Annotated in this window: 17 protein-coding genes; 11 read left to right on the forward strand and 6 right to left on the reverse strand. The window is 71.2% G+C overall.

Going from position 1 to position 16858, the window contains the following annotated elements:
* Positions 1-19 precede the first annotated feature (19 nt).
* The gene (locus OG700_RS17145) at positions 20-1384 is read right to left on the reverse strand and encodes an aspartate aminotransferase family protein (protein WP_405614445.1); all 1365 of its coding nucleotides are present in this window, start codon (positions 1382-1384) and stop codon (positions 20-22) included.
* Positions 1385-1543: 159 nt separating this feature from the next.
* On the opposite strand from OG700_RS17145, the gene OG700_RS17150 reads away from it, so the two are divergent.
* From OG700_RS17150 to OG700_RS17160, 3 genes are all read left to right on the forward strand, one after another.
* Complete coding sequence (locus tag OG700_RS17150; RefSeq protein WP_405614447.1) at positions 1544-2173, forward strand: DJ-1/PfpI family protein; 630 nt, start codon at positions 1544-1546, stop codon at positions 2171-2173.
* Entirely contained in the window at positions 2170-2649 is a 480-nt protein-coding gene (locus OG700_RS17155) for a MarR family winged helix-turn-helix transcriptional regulator (protein ID WP_405614449.1), read from the forward strand. The genes OG700_RS17150 and OG700_RS17155 overlap by 4 nt, the downstream gene beginning before the upstream one ends.
* 198 nt (positions 2650-2847) lie before the next feature.
* Positions 2848-3480 carry a ScbR family autoregulator-binding transcription factor gene (locus tag OG700_RS17160; protein ID WP_405614451.1) on the forward strand — a complete coding sequence of 211 codons (633 nt, stop codon included), beginning with the start codon at positions 2848-2850 and terminating at the stop codon, positions 3478-3480.
* A gap of 166 nt (positions 3481-3646) precedes the next feature.
* Here the strand turns inward: OG700_RS17160 and OG700_RS17165 are convergent, their stop codons facing one another.
* Together OG700_RS17165 and OG700_RS17170 are read right to left on the reverse strand one after the other, a co-directional pair.
* The gene (locus OG700_RS17165) at positions 3647-4063 is read right to left on the reverse strand and encodes a DMT family transporter (RefSeq protein WP_405614453.1); all 417 of its coding nucleotides are present in this window, start codon (positions 4061-4063) and stop codon (positions 3647-3649) included.
* Between the two features lie 82 nt (positions 4064-4145).
* Positions 4146-4466: a DMT family transporter gene (locus OG700_RS17170; RefSeq protein ID WP_405614455.1), complete on the reverse strand. Its 321-nt coding sequence runs from the start codon at positions 4464-4466 to the stop codon at positions 4146-4148.
* Between the two features lie 455 nt (positions 4467-4921).
* Between OG700_RS17170 and OG700_RS17175 the strand changes: the two genes are divergently transcribed.
* From OG700_RS17175 to OG700_RS17195, 5 genes are all read left to right on the forward strand, one after another.
* Complete coding sequence (locus OG700_RS17175) at positions 4922-5890, forward strand: aldo/keto reductase (RefSeq protein ID WP_405614457.1); 969 nt, start codon at positions 4922-4924, stop codon at positions 5888-5890.
* Between the two features lie 69 nt (positions 5891-5959).
* Complete coding sequence (locus OG700_RS17180) at positions 5960-7015, forward strand: serine hydrolase domain-containing protein (protein ID WP_405614459.1); 1056 nt, start codon at positions 5960-5962, stop codon at positions 7013-7015.
* 139 nt (positions 7016-7154) lie between these two features.
* Positions 7155-8273 carry an IS701 family transposase gene (locus tag OG700_RS17185; protein WP_405614461.1) on the forward strand — a complete coding sequence of 373 codons (1119 nt, stop codon included), beginning with the start codon at positions 7155-7157 and terminating at the stop codon, positions 8271-8273.
* 121 nt (positions 8274-8394) lie between these two features.
* Complete coding sequence (locus OG700_RS17190; RefSeq protein ID WP_405614463.1) at positions 8395-8838, forward strand: MarR family winged helix-turn-helix transcriptional regulator; 444 nt, start codon at positions 8395-8397, stop codon at positions 8836-8838.
* A gap of 397 nt (positions 8839-9235) precedes the next feature.
* Positions 9236-11173 (forward strand): serine/threonine-protein kinase, encoded by a 1938-nt coding sequence (locus OG700_RS17195; protein ID WP_405621771.1) that lies wholly within the window; start codon positions 9236-9238, stop codon positions 11171-11173.
* 80 nt (positions 11174-11253) lie between these two features.
* Here OG700_RS17195 and OG700_RS17200 read toward each other — a convergent pair whose 3' ends face one another.
* Together OG700_RS17200 and OG700_RS17205 are read right to left on the reverse strand one after the other, a co-directional pair.
* Positions 11254-11412 (reverse strand): hypothetical protein, encoded by a 159-nt coding sequence (locus OG700_RS17200; RefSeq protein ID WP_405614465.1) that lies wholly within the window; start codon positions 11410-11412, stop codon positions 11254-11256.
* Positions 11413-11557: 145 nt separating this feature from the next.
* Positions 11558-12067 carry a VOC family protein gene (locus OG700_RS17205; protein ID WP_405614467.1) on the reverse strand — a complete coding sequence of 170 codons (510 nt, stop codon included), beginning with the start codon at positions 12065-12067 and terminating at the stop codon, positions 11558-11560.
* Between the two features lie 739 nt (positions 12068-12806).
* Between OG700_RS17205 and OG700_RS17210 the strand changes: the two genes are divergently transcribed.
* The 3 genes from OG700_RS17210 to OG700_RS17220 all read left to right on the forward strand — a co-directional run bounded on the left by OG700_RS17210 (position 12807) and on the right by OG700_RS17220 (position 16044).
* On the forward strand, positions 12807-13388 hold the full coding sequence (locus tag OG700_RS17210; RefSeq protein ID WP_405614469.1) for a TetR/AcrR family transcriptional regulator: 582 nt from the start codon (positions 12807-12809) through the stop codon (positions 13386-13388).
* 9 nt (positions 13389-13397) lie between these two features.
* A complete protein-coding gene (locus OG700_RS17215; RefSeq protein ID WP_405614471.1) occupies positions 13398-14651 on the forward strand; it encodes a GDSL-type esterase/lipase family protein in 1254 nt (417 codons plus the stop codon).
* Positions 14652-14856: 205 nt separating this feature from the next.
* Positions 14857-16044, forward strand: a complete 1188-nt coding sequence (locus OG700_RS17220; RefSeq protein WP_405614473.1) for an RCC1 domain-containing protein — start codon at positions 14857-14859, stop codon at positions 16042-16044.
* Between the two features lie 348 nt (positions 16045-16392).
* Here the strand turns inward: OG700_RS17220 and OG700_RS17225 are convergent, their stop codons facing one another.
* Positions 16393-16833, reverse strand: coding sequence for a hypothetical protein (locus OG700_RS17225; protein WP_405614475.1), 441 nt, complete (start codon positions 16831-16833; stop codon positions 16393-16395).
* Between the last annotated feature and the right edge of the window lie 25 nt (positions 16834-16858).

The raw sequence follows: 16858 nt of genomic DNA on the forward strand, positions 1-16858 counted from the left end.
GGGCTGAATTCGGCCCGCCTCAGACCACGTGCTCGTCCGCCACCGCCAGCGCCGCGTCCAGGATCGCCAGCCCCTCCTTGGCCTCCCCCTCGGTGACATTGCAGGGCGGCACCACGTGCGTCCGGTTCATGTTCACGAACGGCCACAGCCCGCCCTTCTTGCACGCGGCGGCGAACGCGGCCATCGGCGCGTTCGCCTCGCCGCTCGCGTTGTACGGCACCAGCGGCTCGCGCGTCTCCCGGTTCCGTACGAGATCGAGCGCCCAGAACGCGCCCAGTCCGCGTACCTCGCCCACCGAGGGGTGCCGCTCGGCCAGCTCGCGCAGGCCGGGGCCGAGGACCGTCTCGCCGATGTGCGCCGCGTGCTCGACGATCTTCTCCTCGGCCATCACCCGAAGCGTCGCGACGGCCGCCGCGCAGGCGAGCGGGTGGCCGGAGTAGGTGAGGCCGCCGGGGTACGGGCGGGTCGCGAAGGTGTCCGCGATCTTGGCGGAGATCGCGACGCCGCCGAGCGGTACGTAACCGGAGTTGACGCCCTTCGCGAAGGTCAGCAGGTCGGGCACGACGTCGAAGTGCTCGGCGGCGAACCACTCGCCGGTGCGGCCGAAGCCCGCCATCACCTCGTCCAGGACGAGGACGATGCCGTGCCGGTCGCACAGCTCCCGTACGCCCGCGAGGTAGCCGGGCGGCGGCGGCATGACGCCCGCCGTGCCGGGGATCGTCTCCAGGATGATCGCGGCGATCGTCGCGGGCCCCTCGAAGGCGATGGTCGCCTCCAGGTGTTCCAGCGCGCGGGCGCACTCCTCGGCCTCGGTGGTGGCGTAGAAGGGCGAGCGGTAGAGGAACGGCGCCCAGAAGCGGACGACGCCCGCGTTGCCGGAGTCGGACGCCCAGCGGCGCGGGTCACCGGTCAGGTTGATCGCGGTGGAGGTGCCGCCGTGGTACGAGCGGTAGGCGGAGAGCACCTTGGGGCGGCCGGTGTGCAGCCGGGCCATCCGTACGGCGTTCTCGACGGCCTCCGCGCCGCCGTTCGTGAAGAAGATCTTGTCGAGGTCGCCGGGGGTCCGCTCGGCGATGAGACGCGCGGCCTCGGAGCGTACGTCGACGGCGAAGGCCGGGGCGAAGGTGCTGAGCCGGCCCGCCTGCTCCTGGATCGCGGCCACGACGGCGGGGTGCTGGTAGCCGATGTTGGCGAAGACGAGGCCACTGGTGAAGTCGAGGTAGCGGTTGCCTTCGTAGTCCCAGAAGTACGAACCCTCGGCGCCGGCGACGGGGACGGGATCGATCAGTTCCTGGGCGGACCAGGAGTGGAACACATGCGCGCGGTCGGCGGCCTTGACGGCCGCGCCCGTCTTCGGGTCGGCAGCGCCGAGGTGAGCGGTCATACATCCAGCGTAGATCGGGACGGGTGGGACCCGACATCACCACCTTGTCCGCTGTGGGCGGTGTGACTCGGCAGGATGTCGCCCTCCCGTCGCCCCTCGACCTTTGACAGCATGCTGCCGTAATGACAGACTGCTGTCATAGCAACCAAGGAGCCCGCCATGAGCACCATGAGCATGAGCACCATGACCGGCAAGACCGTCTACCTCGCCGTGTACGACACCCTCGCCGACTGGGAGACCGGTTACGCCACCGCGCACCTCACCCAGAACGGCTTCACCGTGCGTACCGTCGGCCCCGGCGCCGGCCCCGTCACCAGCATGGGCGGCCTGCGCGTCGTGCCCGACATCACACTGAGCGAGCTGGACCAGCTCGGTGAGCCCGGCGACGCGGCGCTGTTCATCCTCCCGGGCGCCTCCCTCTGGGACACCGGCGACGACCTGGCACCTTTCGCACACGCCGCGCGCCGCCTCCTGGGCCTGGGCATCCCCGTCGCCGCGATCTGCGGCGCCACGGCGGGGCTGGCCCGCGAGGGATTGCTGGACGACCGGGCGCACACCAGCGCCGTCAGCTTCTACCTGGACGCCAGCGGCTACCGGGGCGGCAAGCACTACCGCGACGCGGACGCGGTCACGGACGGCGGCGTGATCACGGCCGGCCCGACCGAGCCCGTCGCGTTCGCCCGCGAGATCTTCGCGCTGCTCGGGGTGTACGAGGGCGAGAAGCTGGACGCCTGGTACCGGCTGTTCAAGAACTCGGACGCGAGCGCTTTCGAAATCCTCAACTCATGAGCGGCGATCCGGAGCGGGCGAGCGCGCCCGAACTGCTCAGCAGGAGCGCGCTCGGCGTCTTCCGGCTCAACGGCCAATTCCTCGCCGTGGCAGAGAAGCTGGCCGCCCCGGCCGGCCTGACGGCGGCCTGGTGGCAGGTCCTCGGAGCCGTACTGCCGCAGCCGCTGCCGGTCTCCGGGATCGCCCGCGAGATGGGCATCACCCGGCAGAGCGTGCAGCGGATCGCGGACCTGCTGGTCGAGCGCGGGCTCGCGGCGTACGAACCGAACCCCGCCCACCGCCGCGCGAAACTGCTCGCCCCGACCGAGGCGGGCCGCGCGGCGAACCGCGCGATCGGCCCCGGCCACGCGGCCCTCGCGGCGCGCCTCGCCGAGGAGTTGGGGGCGGCGGACTTCGCCGAGACGGTGCGGGTGCTGGAGCGGCTGTCACGGGCGATGGACGCGATCGGCCCCCGGCCGGGGGCTCCCGGTCGGTGACGGCCGGCGACAGCCGGCGACGTCGGTCATGGCCGGCGGCTCCGCCCGATGGGGCGGAGCCGCCGGTGGGCGGTACGCGGCGGAATGCACCCCATGCTCGCCGAGTCGATGTAGGCGCACCACGCGCGAAGCGGGCTTGCCCGGACCGCGGCCGGCCCGGATAACATAAGGAGCGTTCTTTTTGAGAAGGTGAGAGGTATGGCGCAACTGAAGCAAGAGCGGGCGGAACAGACCCGCCGCGCACTCCTGCGCGCGGCCGCGGAGGTCTTCGACGAGTTCGGCTACGCGGGGGCCAGCATCACCCGCATCCTCAAGCGCGCCGGCGTGACCGCGGGGGCGCTCTATTTCCACTTCGGCTCCAAGGAGGACCTGGCCAAGGCGGTGATGAACAGCCAGCCGGAGAGCCTCGTGCCCCTGCTTGCCACCGGCGGCCTCCAGCGGCTCATCGACCTCACCCTCGTGTGGTCGTGGCAGCTACAGCGCGACCCGCTGCTCCGGGCGGGCGTACGGCTGACGAACGAACAGGCACCCATGGGCGGCTCCCTGGCCCCCGAACCGTACGAGAACTTCCGCGAGATCATGACCGGTTATCTGCACGAGGCGCGGGACAACGGCGAGCTCCAGCCGGGCATCGATCCGACCGTGGTCGCGGAGTTCGTGGTCGCCGCCTGCACGGGGATGCAGATGTATTCCAACGTCGTCAGCGGCCGCAAGGACCTTCCCGAGCGCACCCAGCAGATGTGGCACCTGCTCCTCCCGGGCATCGCGGTCCCGTCCGTGATCACCCGCGCCGAGGCGACCCCCGCCCGCGGCGCCGCGATGATGCCCTGACCAACCTGAACAACCTGAACAACCTGAACAACCTGAACACCCCGACCGCCCCGACCGCCCCGAACACCGACGGTGTCCTGCTCCACGACACCTTCGTACGCCCCAGGCGCCTGCCGTCCATTCGGGAATGGGTGGCAGGCGCCTGGGGCGTACTGGTCGGAGAACATCAGACCTGAAGTGCGCCGGGCCTGTCCGCGAGCTGCCTGGACTTCGCTGTCCCGGCAGCCGCCTCAGGCTTCGTACGGTCGGCGAGCTTGAGCCAGATGACCCCGACGATGATGACCGCCAGCCAGACGCCCTTGGCCACGGTGAGGGTCTCGTCGAAGAAGAGCGGGCCGAAGACCGCGGCACCGACCGCGCCGATACCCGCCCAGACGGCATAGCCGATGCTCACGTCGATCGAGCGCAGGGCAAGGCTCAGCGAGTAGAGCGTCAGCAGGAAGAACACCACGGCGACCAGGGACCAGGTCAGGCGGGTGAAGCCTTCGCTGCCGCCGACGGCGAGCGCGTACCCGATCTCGAAGACTCCGGCGAGCAGGAGCATGAGCCAGGCGTTGGTGGAGCTCTTGACGGCGTTGGACATGGGAGGTGAGTCCTTTCTCAGGGATGTCGTCACATGGTTTGCGGGGTGCGCCGAACGCGCGGCCGGGAGATGTGTGGCGGGCTCAGGCGGAACCGCTCAGCTGGAGGCCGACGACGCCACCGATGACGAGGAGGATGCCGATCGCCTTGTTCCAGTTCAGACGCTGGCCGAAGAACAGCGCTCCGAGGACGGTGATGCCGACGCCCGCGACGGACGTCCACAGGGCGTAGCCGACGCCGACGTCGAAGGTCAGCAGCGCCTTGCTGAGGAAGAAGGTCGCGGCGGCCCCGCTGAGCAGGGTGATGGTGGTCCACTTGCGGTTCTTGAAGCCTTCGGCCTTTCCGGCGCCGATGGCGACCAGGACTTCGAAGGCGACAGCGATCGCGAGGTAGAGCCAGTGCATGGGATGTCCTTCCGTGCGTGGAACGAGATGGAATGAACGGGAATGAGGGGGAGCTGGAGCGAAGGGACGCTAGATTGCCTGCACATGCAAGTAAACGCTCACGCAAATCGCCGCCGGCGATTTGACCTGAGGGGATTAATCTTGCTTGTGCATGTAACTGCTGTCAAGCGGATCTGCGTGTGCGGGCGTTACTCAGGGTGGATAGGCGGTGCATCGCGCAGGCCACAACACCCCCCGACGGTGCGGCAGGAGTTGACGGACGACCAGAAGGTTGCACGAGCATGCATTTTGGTGTCAAGCGGTCGACCTGACCAACGACGTGCTCTGAGCGTCGGTGAACATCCCGAAGTAGTCCGACGTCGGCAAGTAGCAGCGGAATGCTGTGCTTCGGCATCCCGGGCTGTTGCCATGAGGTGGTCGCTTTCCTCCGTGGAGGAGAAGGGAGTTCTCGCAGGATGCGGACCACAACACTGGGCAGGGACGGGCCGGTCGTCGGCCGGCTGGGACTGGGGGCGATGGGCCTTTCGTACCGCTACGCCCCGGGCCTGAGAGACAGGAGCAAGGCCGTATCGCTGGTCCAGGAGGCGGTGGACCTCGGGGTCAACCTCGTGGAGACGGCCGGTGCCTACGCGGCCGGGGACAACGAGCGGCTGATCGGTGAGGCCATCCGCGGGCGCCGGGACGAGGTGGTGCTGTGCACCGGCGGCGGCCTGCTCGGCGGCGCGGACGGCGCGCTGCGGCCAGCGGGCGGTCCGCAGGCGCTGAGGGCCGCGGTCGACGCGAGCCTGCGCCGGCTGCACGTGGACCACATCGACCTCTACCTGCTGCGCGGCGTCGATCCCGGCGTACCGCTGGAGGAGAGCTGGGGCGCGCTGGCCGAGCAGGTCTGGGCGGGAAAGATCCGCATGCTGGGGCTGCCCGTCGTCACCGTGCAGGGGGCTCGCGACGCCGAAGCCGTGCACGAGGCGGCGGCGATGGCCGCCGAGGTGTCGCTGTTCACGCGCTGCGGTCTCGACGACATCGTGCCGTACGCGGTGGAGCACCGGATCGCGCTGCTGGCCGGCGCCCCGCTCGGCCGCGGCCTGCTGACCGGCGCGCCGTCCCGGTCCGGCGACCTGCCCCCGAACGACCTGCCCCCGAACGACTTGCGGCGCACCCAGCCCCGCTTCGCCCCGCGCGCCGTCCGCCGCGACGCCGCTCTCACGCGGGCAGTCGCCCACGTGGCCGCCCGGCACGAGGCCACCCCCGCACAGGTCGCCCTGGCGTGGCTGCTCAGGCTCGGCGAGCACGTGGTGCCGCTGCCCGGCACGAGGGCGCCGTGCCACCTCGCGGAGAACCTCGGCGCCGACCGGGTCCGCCTGACCGAACAGGACCTGGCCGACCTGGAGTTCATCGCCTGCCCGGCGGGCGACCCCGAGGTGTGAGCCGAGCCCGGCTCACACCACACCGCACACCGCTGCCCCTGACTCCCCACCACTTCTGGAGTTCTTGACATGACTACCTCTCTGGTACGGCAGACCCTCCCCCGGCCCCGGCCACGGCCGCGGGTGGCGCCGACCGGCGTCCACGGAACCACGGCGCCGGGGTTCGCCTCCGTGCGCCACTCCTTCGAACGGGCCTGCCGGGACTCGGGTCCGCCCGCTTCCCAGGGAGCCGCGCTGGCGGTCGTACAGGACGGTGAACTGGTCGTCGACCTGTGGCACGGCACCGCCGACCCGGTCACCGGGACGCCGTGGACCGGCGACACCCTCGAACCGGTCCTGACGGGCTCCCACGGAATCCTGGCCACGGCGGTCCTGCTGCTCGCCGACATGGGCGCGCTCGCACTGGACCGGCCCGTCGCCGACTACTGGCCGGAGTTCGCGACGCGCGGCGAGGACGCGTTGACGCTGCGGGACGTGCTGACGTTCACCGCCCGCCTCCCGGGCGTGCCGCACGGGCCGTGGCCCGCCGGGCGGACCGCCGGGCGGACCGCCGGGTGCATCGCCGCAGAGGTGATCCGCCGGGTCGACGGCCGCGATCTCGACCTGTTCTTCCTGGAGGAGATCGCGGGCCCGCTGGGCCTCGACATCCACTTCGGCCTCGTACCCGACCAACTGCCGCACATCGCCCGTCTCTCGTACGACGCGGACTTCCGCGCCCGCTTCCCGGCGCCGGACGGCAGGGCGGACGGCAGCGGGGCGGACGGCAGCGGGGCGGTTTTCTTCGGGCGCGTGGTCGTCCCCTCGCTGGGCGCGTACGCGTCGGCCCGCGGTCTGGCCCGGCTCCAGGCCGTCCTGGCCTCGGACGCCGTACGGCCCCCGGGCGAGGAGCCGCTGCTGCTGTCGCGGCGCACCCTCGATCAGGCGCGGAACCTCTGGGCCGAGGAACCGGATCCGCTGTTCGGCGCCTTCGGCCACCGGGGTCCCGGCGGAATCGCCTACCGGGCCTGGCCGCAGGCCCGGGCCGGGGCCGCCTGGCTCCGCGGCCGGCTGACCACGGGCGGCCCGGACGCGCGAATCCTGGACGAGGTGGCGGGCGCGGTGGTGAGGGCGCCGCGGACCGCCTGAGCCACAGTCGGAACGGGGCGGCCGGAACCCGTCTCCCTGGACCTCGTCAAGCAGTCACACTCACCCCCCAGGAAAACATAACGAACATTCTCTTTATTTGTTAGTCTGCACAGCGACGCCCACCTGGGAGGGACCTGCAGTGACGACGACGCACGAGACGCCCCACATAGCGACGGGCCGACCGCCGGGCGACCTGTCCCGGCTCCTGTTCGGCCACTTGCACCGCTCCGACCAGCAGCGTTGGGGCCATGTGTACCTCCAGGGGCTGCTACGCACGGACGGGAAGAAGACCGTGCGCCGGATGGCGGCCGTCGTGACCGGCTCGGAGGCGGCGTCGGCGTCGCTGCATCAGTTCGTCAACGCCAGCCCGTGGGAGTGGACCCCGGCGCGCGGCGAGCTGGCCCGCTGGGCCGCCCGGTCGCTGCCCGTACGATCCTGGACGCTGGCGCCGGCGGTGCTGCCCAAGCGCGGCAGCTGCTCGGCCGGGGTGCACCGGCGCTTCCTGCCGGAGTCCGGGCGCACCGTCAACTGTCAGCTGGGCCTCGGCCTGTTCCTGGACGCGGGGCAGGCGCACATCCCGGTCGACTGGCGGCTCTTCCTGCCCCCTCGGTTCACCCGCGACGAGGCGGTACGCGACCGGGCGAAGATCCCCGCGACGACGGAGGCCCAGCCGCTGTGGGCCCACACCCTGCGCCTGGTCCAGGAGATGACGTCGTGGTCGGACGGGCGGACGGCGCCGGTGGTGGCCGACCTGACGGCCCTGTGCGACGTCACGCCGCTGGCACAGCGACTACAGGGCAGCGGGCACACCTTCGTCCTCGCCATCCCGGGCCAGACCACCCTCGCCGGGCCGGAACTGCCCCCCGGCGAACGGGAGTCGGCGCGTGCCCTGCTGGTGCGCCGGGGCGTACGGCACCCGGCGGGGGCGGGCCGCCAGGTCATCTCGTACGACACCCCGGTGCGCGGGCTGCGCCCGGACGGCGAGCACACTCACGGGGCGGGCAGGCTGATGGCCGAGTGGGACGCGCGCAGCGGGCGCCCGGACCGGATCTGGCTGACGAACATCACCGACCGCCACCCGGCCGAACTGCTGGAGCTGGCCCGTTCGCCCCAGGGGGCGCAGGCCGCGATCCGCCGCATGGGCGAGGACTTCGGCCTCCTCGACTTCGAGGGCCGCTCCTTCCCCGGCTGGCACCGGCACATGACGCTCGTCTCGGCCGCCTACGCCTACCGCACCCTGGAGGGCACTGCCCGTTGACCATGCTTGCCTCTGCAAGTAGATACCGGCCGGAGCCCCTTGTCGCAGTCGTAGCACCCCTCAGATGATTGCATGGGCATGTATATTGTTGTTCATCGCAGTCGAGAAGGGGAGCCGTTCCATGACGATCCACCAGCAACCGCGCGCCGCCTCCGACCAGACCATGTGGGAGGCCGTTCTCGACCTGCACGCCTTCGTGGAGCGTCAGCTCGCGCACACCCTTCAGCGCCGCTACGGCGTCGGCCTCTCCGAGTACCGGGCCCTGGAGGTCCTCGCCCAGGCCGAGAAGGGCGAATGCCGGATGCAGGAGCTCGCGGACCGCATCGGCCTGGGTCAGAGCTCGGTGACCCGCCTGGTGGGGCGGCTGGACAGCGCCGGCTACGCCTACAAGGACAACTGCGCCGACGACAGGCGCGGCGTGTTCGCCGTCATCACCGACGAGGGCCGCAAGCGCTACCAGGATGCCCGCGCCACGTACGCCGACGTCCTCAGCTCGGCCCTCAACACCGCGAGCGCCGATGACCAGCTCGCCCGCGCGGTGCAGGCGCTGCGCAGCGCCTCCTGACGCGACCACGCGTTCGGGCTGATCACGCTGTTCGCCCTGGCGCTCACCTGGATCGCGGTCTCCTGGTGCGTCGGCCTGATCGCGCTCGGCCACCGCTGGTCCACATCGCAGTTCAACCGCGACCCGAAGTAGCCGGGACGAGCGCGCTGCGGGGCGGCGTCTCCCCCGGGAACCGGATCGACGCTCAAGTCAGTCTCCTTGCACAGGGATTCGTTCGGGTTCGCGCACTGTCCCGCGTCACCGCGCGTTGTCGCGCGTCTTCGCGCGTCGTCGTGAGGCCGACGGCGGGCATCGGCCGGGTCGGTTCTTGCTCCTATTCGCGCAGCGCGCCGAATGCGGCACTATCCTCGGCCCGTTGGGCTCGGGCATGGGCATCTTGGGGGAGGGCCGTACGGCCATGGAGAAGCTGACCGCAGGAGATCCACAACGCATCGGCGCCTACCGGCTGCTGGCACGCCTCGGCGCGGGGGGCATGGGCCAGGTCTATCTGGCGCGCTCGGACCGGGGCCGTACGGTCGCGGTGAAGCTCGTACGCAAGGAACTCGCCGAACAGGACGAGTTCCGGAACAGGTTCCGGCTGGAGGTCGCCGCGGCCCGGCGGGTCGGCGGCGCGTGGACGGCGCCGGTCCTCGACGCGAACACGGAGGCCCCGGTGCCGTGGGTCGCGACGGGGTACGTGGCCGGGCCCGCGCTCCAGGACGTCGTCTCGGGGCCGCACGGGCCGCTGCCCGCGCGCTCGGTACGGATACTCGGCTCGGGGCTCGCCCACGCCCTGGAGGACATCCACAGCGCCGGGTTGATCCACCGCGACCTCAAGCCGTCCAACGTCCTCGTCACCATCGAGGGCCCGAAGGTCATCGACTTCGGCATCGCCCGCGCGCTGGAGACGGTCACCGACGCCGGGCTGACCCGGACCGGCGGGCTCGTCGGATCGCCCGGCTTCATGGCGCCCGAGCAGGTGCGCGGCGCCCCGATCACGCCCGCGTGCGACGTGTTCTGCCTGGGCTCGGTGCTGGCGTACGCGGCGACGGGGCGGCTTCCGTTCGGCACGGCCGACACCGCGGTGCACGTGCTGATGTTCCGGATCGCGCAGGAGGAACCGGAGCTGTCCGAACTCCCGGAGGGGCTGCGGGAGTTGGTGGCCGACTGCCTGAAGAAGGACCCGGCGGACCGCCCGACCCCGGCGCAGATCCTGGCCCGGGTGGGCGAACCGGACGACGACGAGCCCTGGCTGCCCGGCGGGCTGCTCGCCCAACTGGGCAGCGACGCGGTGCAGTTGCTGGACCACGAGGAGCCCGGCGCGCGTACGGCGCTGGCGTTCGCGCAGCCGGAGGTGGCGGCTTCGGAGTCGGCTGCCAAGGCGGCTGCGGAGCCTGCCGGCCCGCCCCCGCCCGGTGACCCCGGCGAGGGCGGCGGGAACAGGGTGCACGGCATGGCGACGATGATCAGCACGCCACCCCCGGAGGCGCCCCCGCAGCAGGCTCCCCAACAGGCGCCCCAACCCCCGCAGCCCCACCCCCAGCCCTACGGCTACCCGCACCATCAGCAACCACCCCCGCCGCCCGCGCAGTACGGCTACCCCCAGCCCGGCCAGCCCCCGCTCCCCCCGTGGGGCGCCACACCCCCGTACGGCCCGCCGCCCGCCGGATACGGCCACCCCTCGCCGTACGGTCCCAATCCCACTCCCGCGTACGGCCCGGCCCCCGTCCCGCAGTCCGAGCCGCGCCGCAGCGCCCGCGGCACGGTCGCGCTGATCGCCGTCGCGCTGGTCGTGGCGCTGGGCGCGGGCGGTTCGGTGTACGCGTTCATGGACAGCGGCAGCGAGAAGAAGGAGTCGTCGAATAACCAGGCGGACAAGTCGTCCGCCACCGATTCGTCACCGGACGACAACACCCCCTCCGAGGACGCGCCACCGGCCACCGAGTCCCCGTCCCCCTCCCCCTCCCCGTCGCCCACCGAGTCCGCCGGCGCGGGCGACATACCCAAGAAGTACCTGGGTGCCTGGTCCGGCACCATCAACGGCGCGGCGGGGGTCAGCACACGCGAACTCTCCATCCGGCAGGGCGAGGTGGGCGACACCGTCCTCGTACTGACGGCGGACGGCCCGACCGACGACGGCGGGACGTACCACTGCGTCTTCGAGGCACCGCTCGGCGCCACGCCGGGCTCCGCCGGCCAACCCCTGAGGATCGGCCCGTCCACGATCACGACGGGCAGGCCGATGTCCTCGTGCACCCCGGGCGCGGCAACGGAGTTGACGATCCTCCCGGACGGCCGCCTGCGCCGCGTGACGACGGCGGACGGCGAGTCGGTGACGTACACGAAGGGCGGCTGACCCTCACCCGGCGGCCAGTGGGCGTCTCTCAATCGCCGGACGGGCTGTTCGCCCGCTCCGGCTGTGCGGGATCACCCTCTTCAGCCGGAACAGCCGGAACATCCGGAGAGCTGACCGGCAAGCATAGTCCGCGCTTCCACGTGCCCGCCCTCGGCCGCGCGGCGGAGGTACGAGATGGCCCTCTCCGGATTCTCGTCCGGATCCGCCTCCAGATCCTCGTCGCGTTCGATGAGGAGCACGCGTCGTACCGCTCCCGCATCAACTGAACACACCACCAGGCCAACCCCCTTGCCAGTCATAGGGGGTCTCCCGCTGTGCACGCAGTGTCACAACCGAGAGACCGCGAAACGGCAACCGGGCGGTTGCGCTGCCGCTAATGCGAAGTCAATTCGGACATAGGGCGCAGCCCGACCAGGGGGTACTCCCCTCTCCTCCCGCTCCAGATCGGCAGGGAGGCAAAAGACTCGCATGGCTCATTGGGCCGTTTCGGTGGGCGTGACAATGCGTAATACTGCCTTGCCCCCCTGCGGCCTTCAGCCGGTCCGCCTTCGCGGTGATCCGCTCCTTCCGTACGGCCAACGGCACTTCGCGCCCGCCACCCACCTGCAGATCCAGATGCACCCGGTTCTTCACGACCTTGCTCTCCGACACCTGCTGGAACCACACCCTGGGCCCCACTCCCCTCGGAGAGACGATCGACTGCGGGGTCTCACCGTCCTCCGGCAGCCCTCTGCCGGTCCAGTACTCCCGCCAGGAGGCATGCCCGCCCGGCGGTGGCTCCGCCACGTAGCCGAGCGCTTCGGTCCAGAAGGCCACGAGTCGTCCCGGGTCGGCGCAGTCGATGGTGATCTGCAACCCGACCTGCGGCTCGACCTGTGCGTTCGTCTCATCCATCTCCCCACGGTCGCAGACAGGTCTGACAACGGCTCCGGCAACAGGCCCGGTTGGGCCCGCCCGTGGGGGCCGGCCCCTGGCCCCTCGGCCGGAAGCACGGGTTCCTCATAGCCTGCGGAGCATGTGGATCCGTCGCTCGGCCGCAGGAGGTCGCCGACCTCGCCGGCCGTAACCCGCTCACCGAGGAGCTGACACCGGACGACGCGCTCGCCGTCGCCGACTACACCGGCCCGTGGGCACTGGACATGAACAACTTCCCGCGCGGACGCCCGATCCCGGGCGATCGCCGCGGCCAGATCAACGACCGTGTCGAGGGAATGGACAGGGCGCTGAGCCATCTGCCGCCGGCTCGGGGCACTTTCCTCCGCGGCACGTTCATGCCCGCCGAGACGATCGCGAGGCCCAGGGGAAGAACGTACTGCTGGAGATCGAGACGGACCGCAGCCGGAACATCGACCCGCTGTCCCGCTACCGGGGGCGCGAATCGGAGGTGCTGATCCCGCGCGGCGGCACGTTCGAGCAGACGCGGACGGGGACGACGCGGATCGACGGCAAGGAGCACAAGGTCATCCACCTGAGGCAGCCGGGCTGAGCCGGCCGGCCTGATGCCTGAAGCGATTATGGACTTGCCTACAATCTATAGGTAAATGCATAATCACTTCAGGCATCAGCTGGCAGACACCAGGCACCAGGCACCAGACATCCGACATCAGACATCAAGGCTTACGAACGGAGGGCCATGTCACCCCGTGCGGGACTGACCACCGACCGCCTCGTCCGGGCGGGAGCCGAGCTGGCCGACGAGGTCGGCTTCGACCAGGTCACCGTCTCCGCCCTCGCCAGGCAGTTCGACGTCAAGGTCGCGAGTCTGTACTCGCACCTGAAGAGTTCCCAGGACCTCAAGACCCGGATCGCCCTGCTCTCCCTGGAGGAGATGGCCGACCGGGTCGCCACGGCACTCGCCGGGCGCGCGGGCAAGGACGCCCTGGCCGCCTTCGCGAACGTCTACCGCGACTACGCCCGCGAGCACCCCGGCCGCTACACCGCGGCCCGGATGACGCTCACCCCGGAGACGGCGGCGTCGAGCGCCGGCCCCCGGCACCCGCAGATGACGCGGGCGATCCTGCGCGGTTACGACCTGACGGAGCCGGACCAGACCCACGCCGTACGCCTCCTGGGCAGTGTCTTCCACGGCTACATCAGCCTGGAGACGGCGGGCGGCTTCAGCCACAGCACACCCGGCTCGGAGGAAACGTGGGTGTGGATCGTGGACCGCCTCGACGCGCTGCTGCAAACCTGGCCGCCCACAGACGACGTATAGGCAGACACCATGAGCACCGAACACCCTCCCTTGACCACCACCCCCATCACCACGGCCATCCTGCGCGGCGCCGTCGAACTGGAGCAGACCGCGCACGGCGTCCTGCCGCACCGGCTGCCCGCGTGGGCCCGCGCGCAGTGCGCCGACCCGCAGTTGGCGATGGCGGAGGCCCAGCCCTCCGGCGTACGGCTCGTCTTCCGCACCCGGGCCACCACCGTCGAACTGGACGCACTGCCCACCAAGTCGGTCTACGTGGGCGCCCCGCCCCGCCCCGGAGGCGCGTACGACCTGCTGGTCGACGGCCGCCCGGCCGGCCGGGCCGAGGTGACGGGCGGCAACACCCGCACCATCGACATGACCGCCGGGACCGCCGAACACCGCCCAGGACCGCCCGGCACCCTCCGCTTCGGCGACCTGCCGGCCGGCGAGAAGGACGTCGAGATCTGGCTGCCGCACAACGAGACCACCGAACTCGTCGCCCTGCGCACCGACGCCCCGGTCGAGCCCGTACCGGACCGGGGCCGCCCGGTGTGGCTGCACCACGGCAGCTCGATCAGCCAGGGGTCCACCGCCGCGAGCCCCAGCACGACCTGGCCGGCGCTCGCCGCCAGGCTCGGCGGCGTGGAGCTGATCAACCTGAGCCTGGGCGGCGGCGCGCTGCTCGACCCGTTCACCGCCCGTACGATGCGGGACACCCCGGCCGACCTGATCAGCGTCAAGATCGGCATCAACCTGGTCAACGCCGACCTGATGCGCCTGCGCGCCTTCACGCCCGCCGTGCACGGCTTCCTCGACGCCATCCGCGAGGGCCACCCCACGACACCGCTGCTGGTCGTCTCGCCGATCCTGTGCCCGATCCACGAGGACACCCCGGGTCCGAGCGCCCCGGACTTCTCCGGCATGGCCGACGGCCGGCTGAGGTTCCTGGCGGCGGGCGACCCGGCGGAGCGCGCGAGCGGAAAGCTGACGCTGAACGTCGTCCGGGACGAGCTGGCCGCGATCGTGCGGCAACGGTCGCCCGAGGACCCGAACCTGCGGTACCTGGACGGCCGCGAGCTGTACGGCGAGGCGGACCACGCGGACCTCCCGCTCCCGGACGACCTCCACCCCGACGCGACCACCCACCGCCGCATGGCCACCCGCTTCGCCGATCTGACCTTCACCAACCCGGCTGCTTCACCAGCGTTTGAGGACAAACCACCCGTCGGACGAACCCGGCACCCTCGAACCCGCCCGGCCAAATCCAGCCCGCCCGGCGATTGAGAGCAGCAGAGGCCCGCCCGGCGTCTGAAGGCAGCAGAAGCCCGGCCGACGGCACACGGCGCGCACGCGCACGCCGTTCGGGTCGCTGTTCGGGACCATCCGGGTGTGCGGCCGGTCGCGCCTCAGGGGGCGGCCCGAGGACGTACCGATGATCAGGTGCGGTCCCGCGAGGACGGGGCCACAGCATCCTGAGAGGACACCCCCCATGCGCCGTAGTCGCGCACTCCTGACCGCCGCCCTGACCGCCGGTCTCGCACTCACCCCGCTGACCGCCGTCGCCGCGCCCGGCCAGGACAACCCGTCCGTACTGAGCTGGGGCGCCGGCCGTACCGGTCAGCTCGGCAACGGCACCAGCAAGGACAGCTCCGCCCCGGTCCCCGTCAAGTCCCTGCTGCGCGGCGACGTCGACCGGATCTCGGCCGGCGGCACCGCCTCGTCGGACTCCTTCGCGCTCGCGCTGACCGACGAGAGCGTCAAGTCGTGGGGCCACAACGCCTCCGGCCAGCTCGGCAACGGCAGCCGCGCGAGCCAGAGCGTCCCCACCACCGTGCAGCGCCTGCTCGACATCAAGGAGGTCGCCGCCGGCGGCGAGCACGCGCTGGCGATGGACGAGAACGGGCAGGTCTTCTCGTGGGGCGACAACACCTACGGGCAGCTCGGCAACAACCGCACCGGCGACACCCGCACCGTCCCCGACCGGATCTCGGGCCTGCCCAAGGTCAAGCAGGTCTCCGCAGGCTGCGACTTCAGCCTCGCGCTGACGGAGGACGGCAAGGTGTACGCGTGGGGCCGCGGCGTCTACGGCGCCCTCGGCAACGGCACCCGCGCCACCGTCTCCACGCCCCGCGAGGTCGAGGGCCTGGAGAACGTCACCGACATCGACGCCGGCTGCCACCACGCGCTGGCCCTGACCGCCGACAAGACCGTCAAGTCCTGGGGCCAGAACGCCTCCGGCCAGCTCGGCGACTCCTCCACGAGGTCCGCCGTCGTCCCGGTCGACGTCGACTGGATCACCGACGTCACCGACATCGAGGCCGGCGCCAACCACAACTACGCCATCACCGACGAGGGCCAGGTCTGGGGCTGGGGCAACAACCAGCACAACCAGCTCCTCCAGACCGAGGTCCAGTCCGACACCAAGGCCCCGCGCACCAACCGCACCACCCCCGTCGAGATCCCCCGCCTCGAAGGCGCCCAGCAGATCGCGGCGGGCGCCCAGCACGGCATCGCCGTCTTCGGCGAGGACGTCTTCGCGTGGGGCCACAACAGCGAGGGCCAGCTCGGCGACCGTACGACCACGGCACGCGTCGAGGCCGTCTCCACCCTCAACACCAAGCCGGCGATCGAGAACGTCGCCGCGTCGCTCGGCGGAAACACCAGCTACGCCTACTGATCCACCGAGCCCCGCACGCACGCACACGCACACGCACGAAATGCGGCGTCCGACCGGGAGTTCCCGGTCGGACGCCGAGCCGCCCGATCAACGCGAACCAGGCCGCCTTCCCGCCGGTCCACAGGCGCCGCGCCAGGATCACTGCGGCGATCCCCGGCACCATCGCGTACAGCGCCGCCAGACCGAGCGTCGGGGTGACACGACTGCCCAGCTCCAGCAGCGAGTTCAGCACGTCGACGCCGCCCAGCAGCGTGAGGCCGAACAATATCGGGACGGTACGTACGCGACAGACCCAATTCGAAGGGCCTGCGGACCCACCGCGGACCCAAGTCGGACCCGCCCCGAATCTCAGTGACCCCCCTCCTCGCCGAACGACATCGGGTGACCGAACAGCGCGGCAGCGGCGTTGCGCAGGATCACCGGATGGACGAAACGCTCGGAGTCCGAGGGCGGGCAGTACCAGAACAGGGGCCACGTCTCCCCACCGAGCGCGGGCACCGGTACGTAACTCACCGTCCCACTGACCGAGTTGAACCGCGTCACACCCGGCGCCCAGACCCGGTGCGCCGTGCTCCCGGCCGGCAGATAGAAGTACACCGCCCGGCACCGGTTCGACTCGGTGGCGATGGGCCCGGGGTCGCCCGCCGTGATCGAGTCCATCATGTCGGCGAGCCGTCGCCCGTCGGCCCCGTCGACGCGTACGGCGTCGAATCTCACGCCCGCTTTGCGGAGTTGGAATCCCGTCTTGGGTAGCCAGTCGACGCATAGACGCTCATTCTGTGTATTCACGCGGACATTCTGCGTAATCACCGCT

The organism is Streptomyces sp. NBC_01508, from assembly GCF_045040315.1.
Taxonomy (GTDB): domain Bacteria; phylum Actinomycetota; class Actinomycetes; order Streptomycetales; family Streptomycetaceae; genus Streptomyces.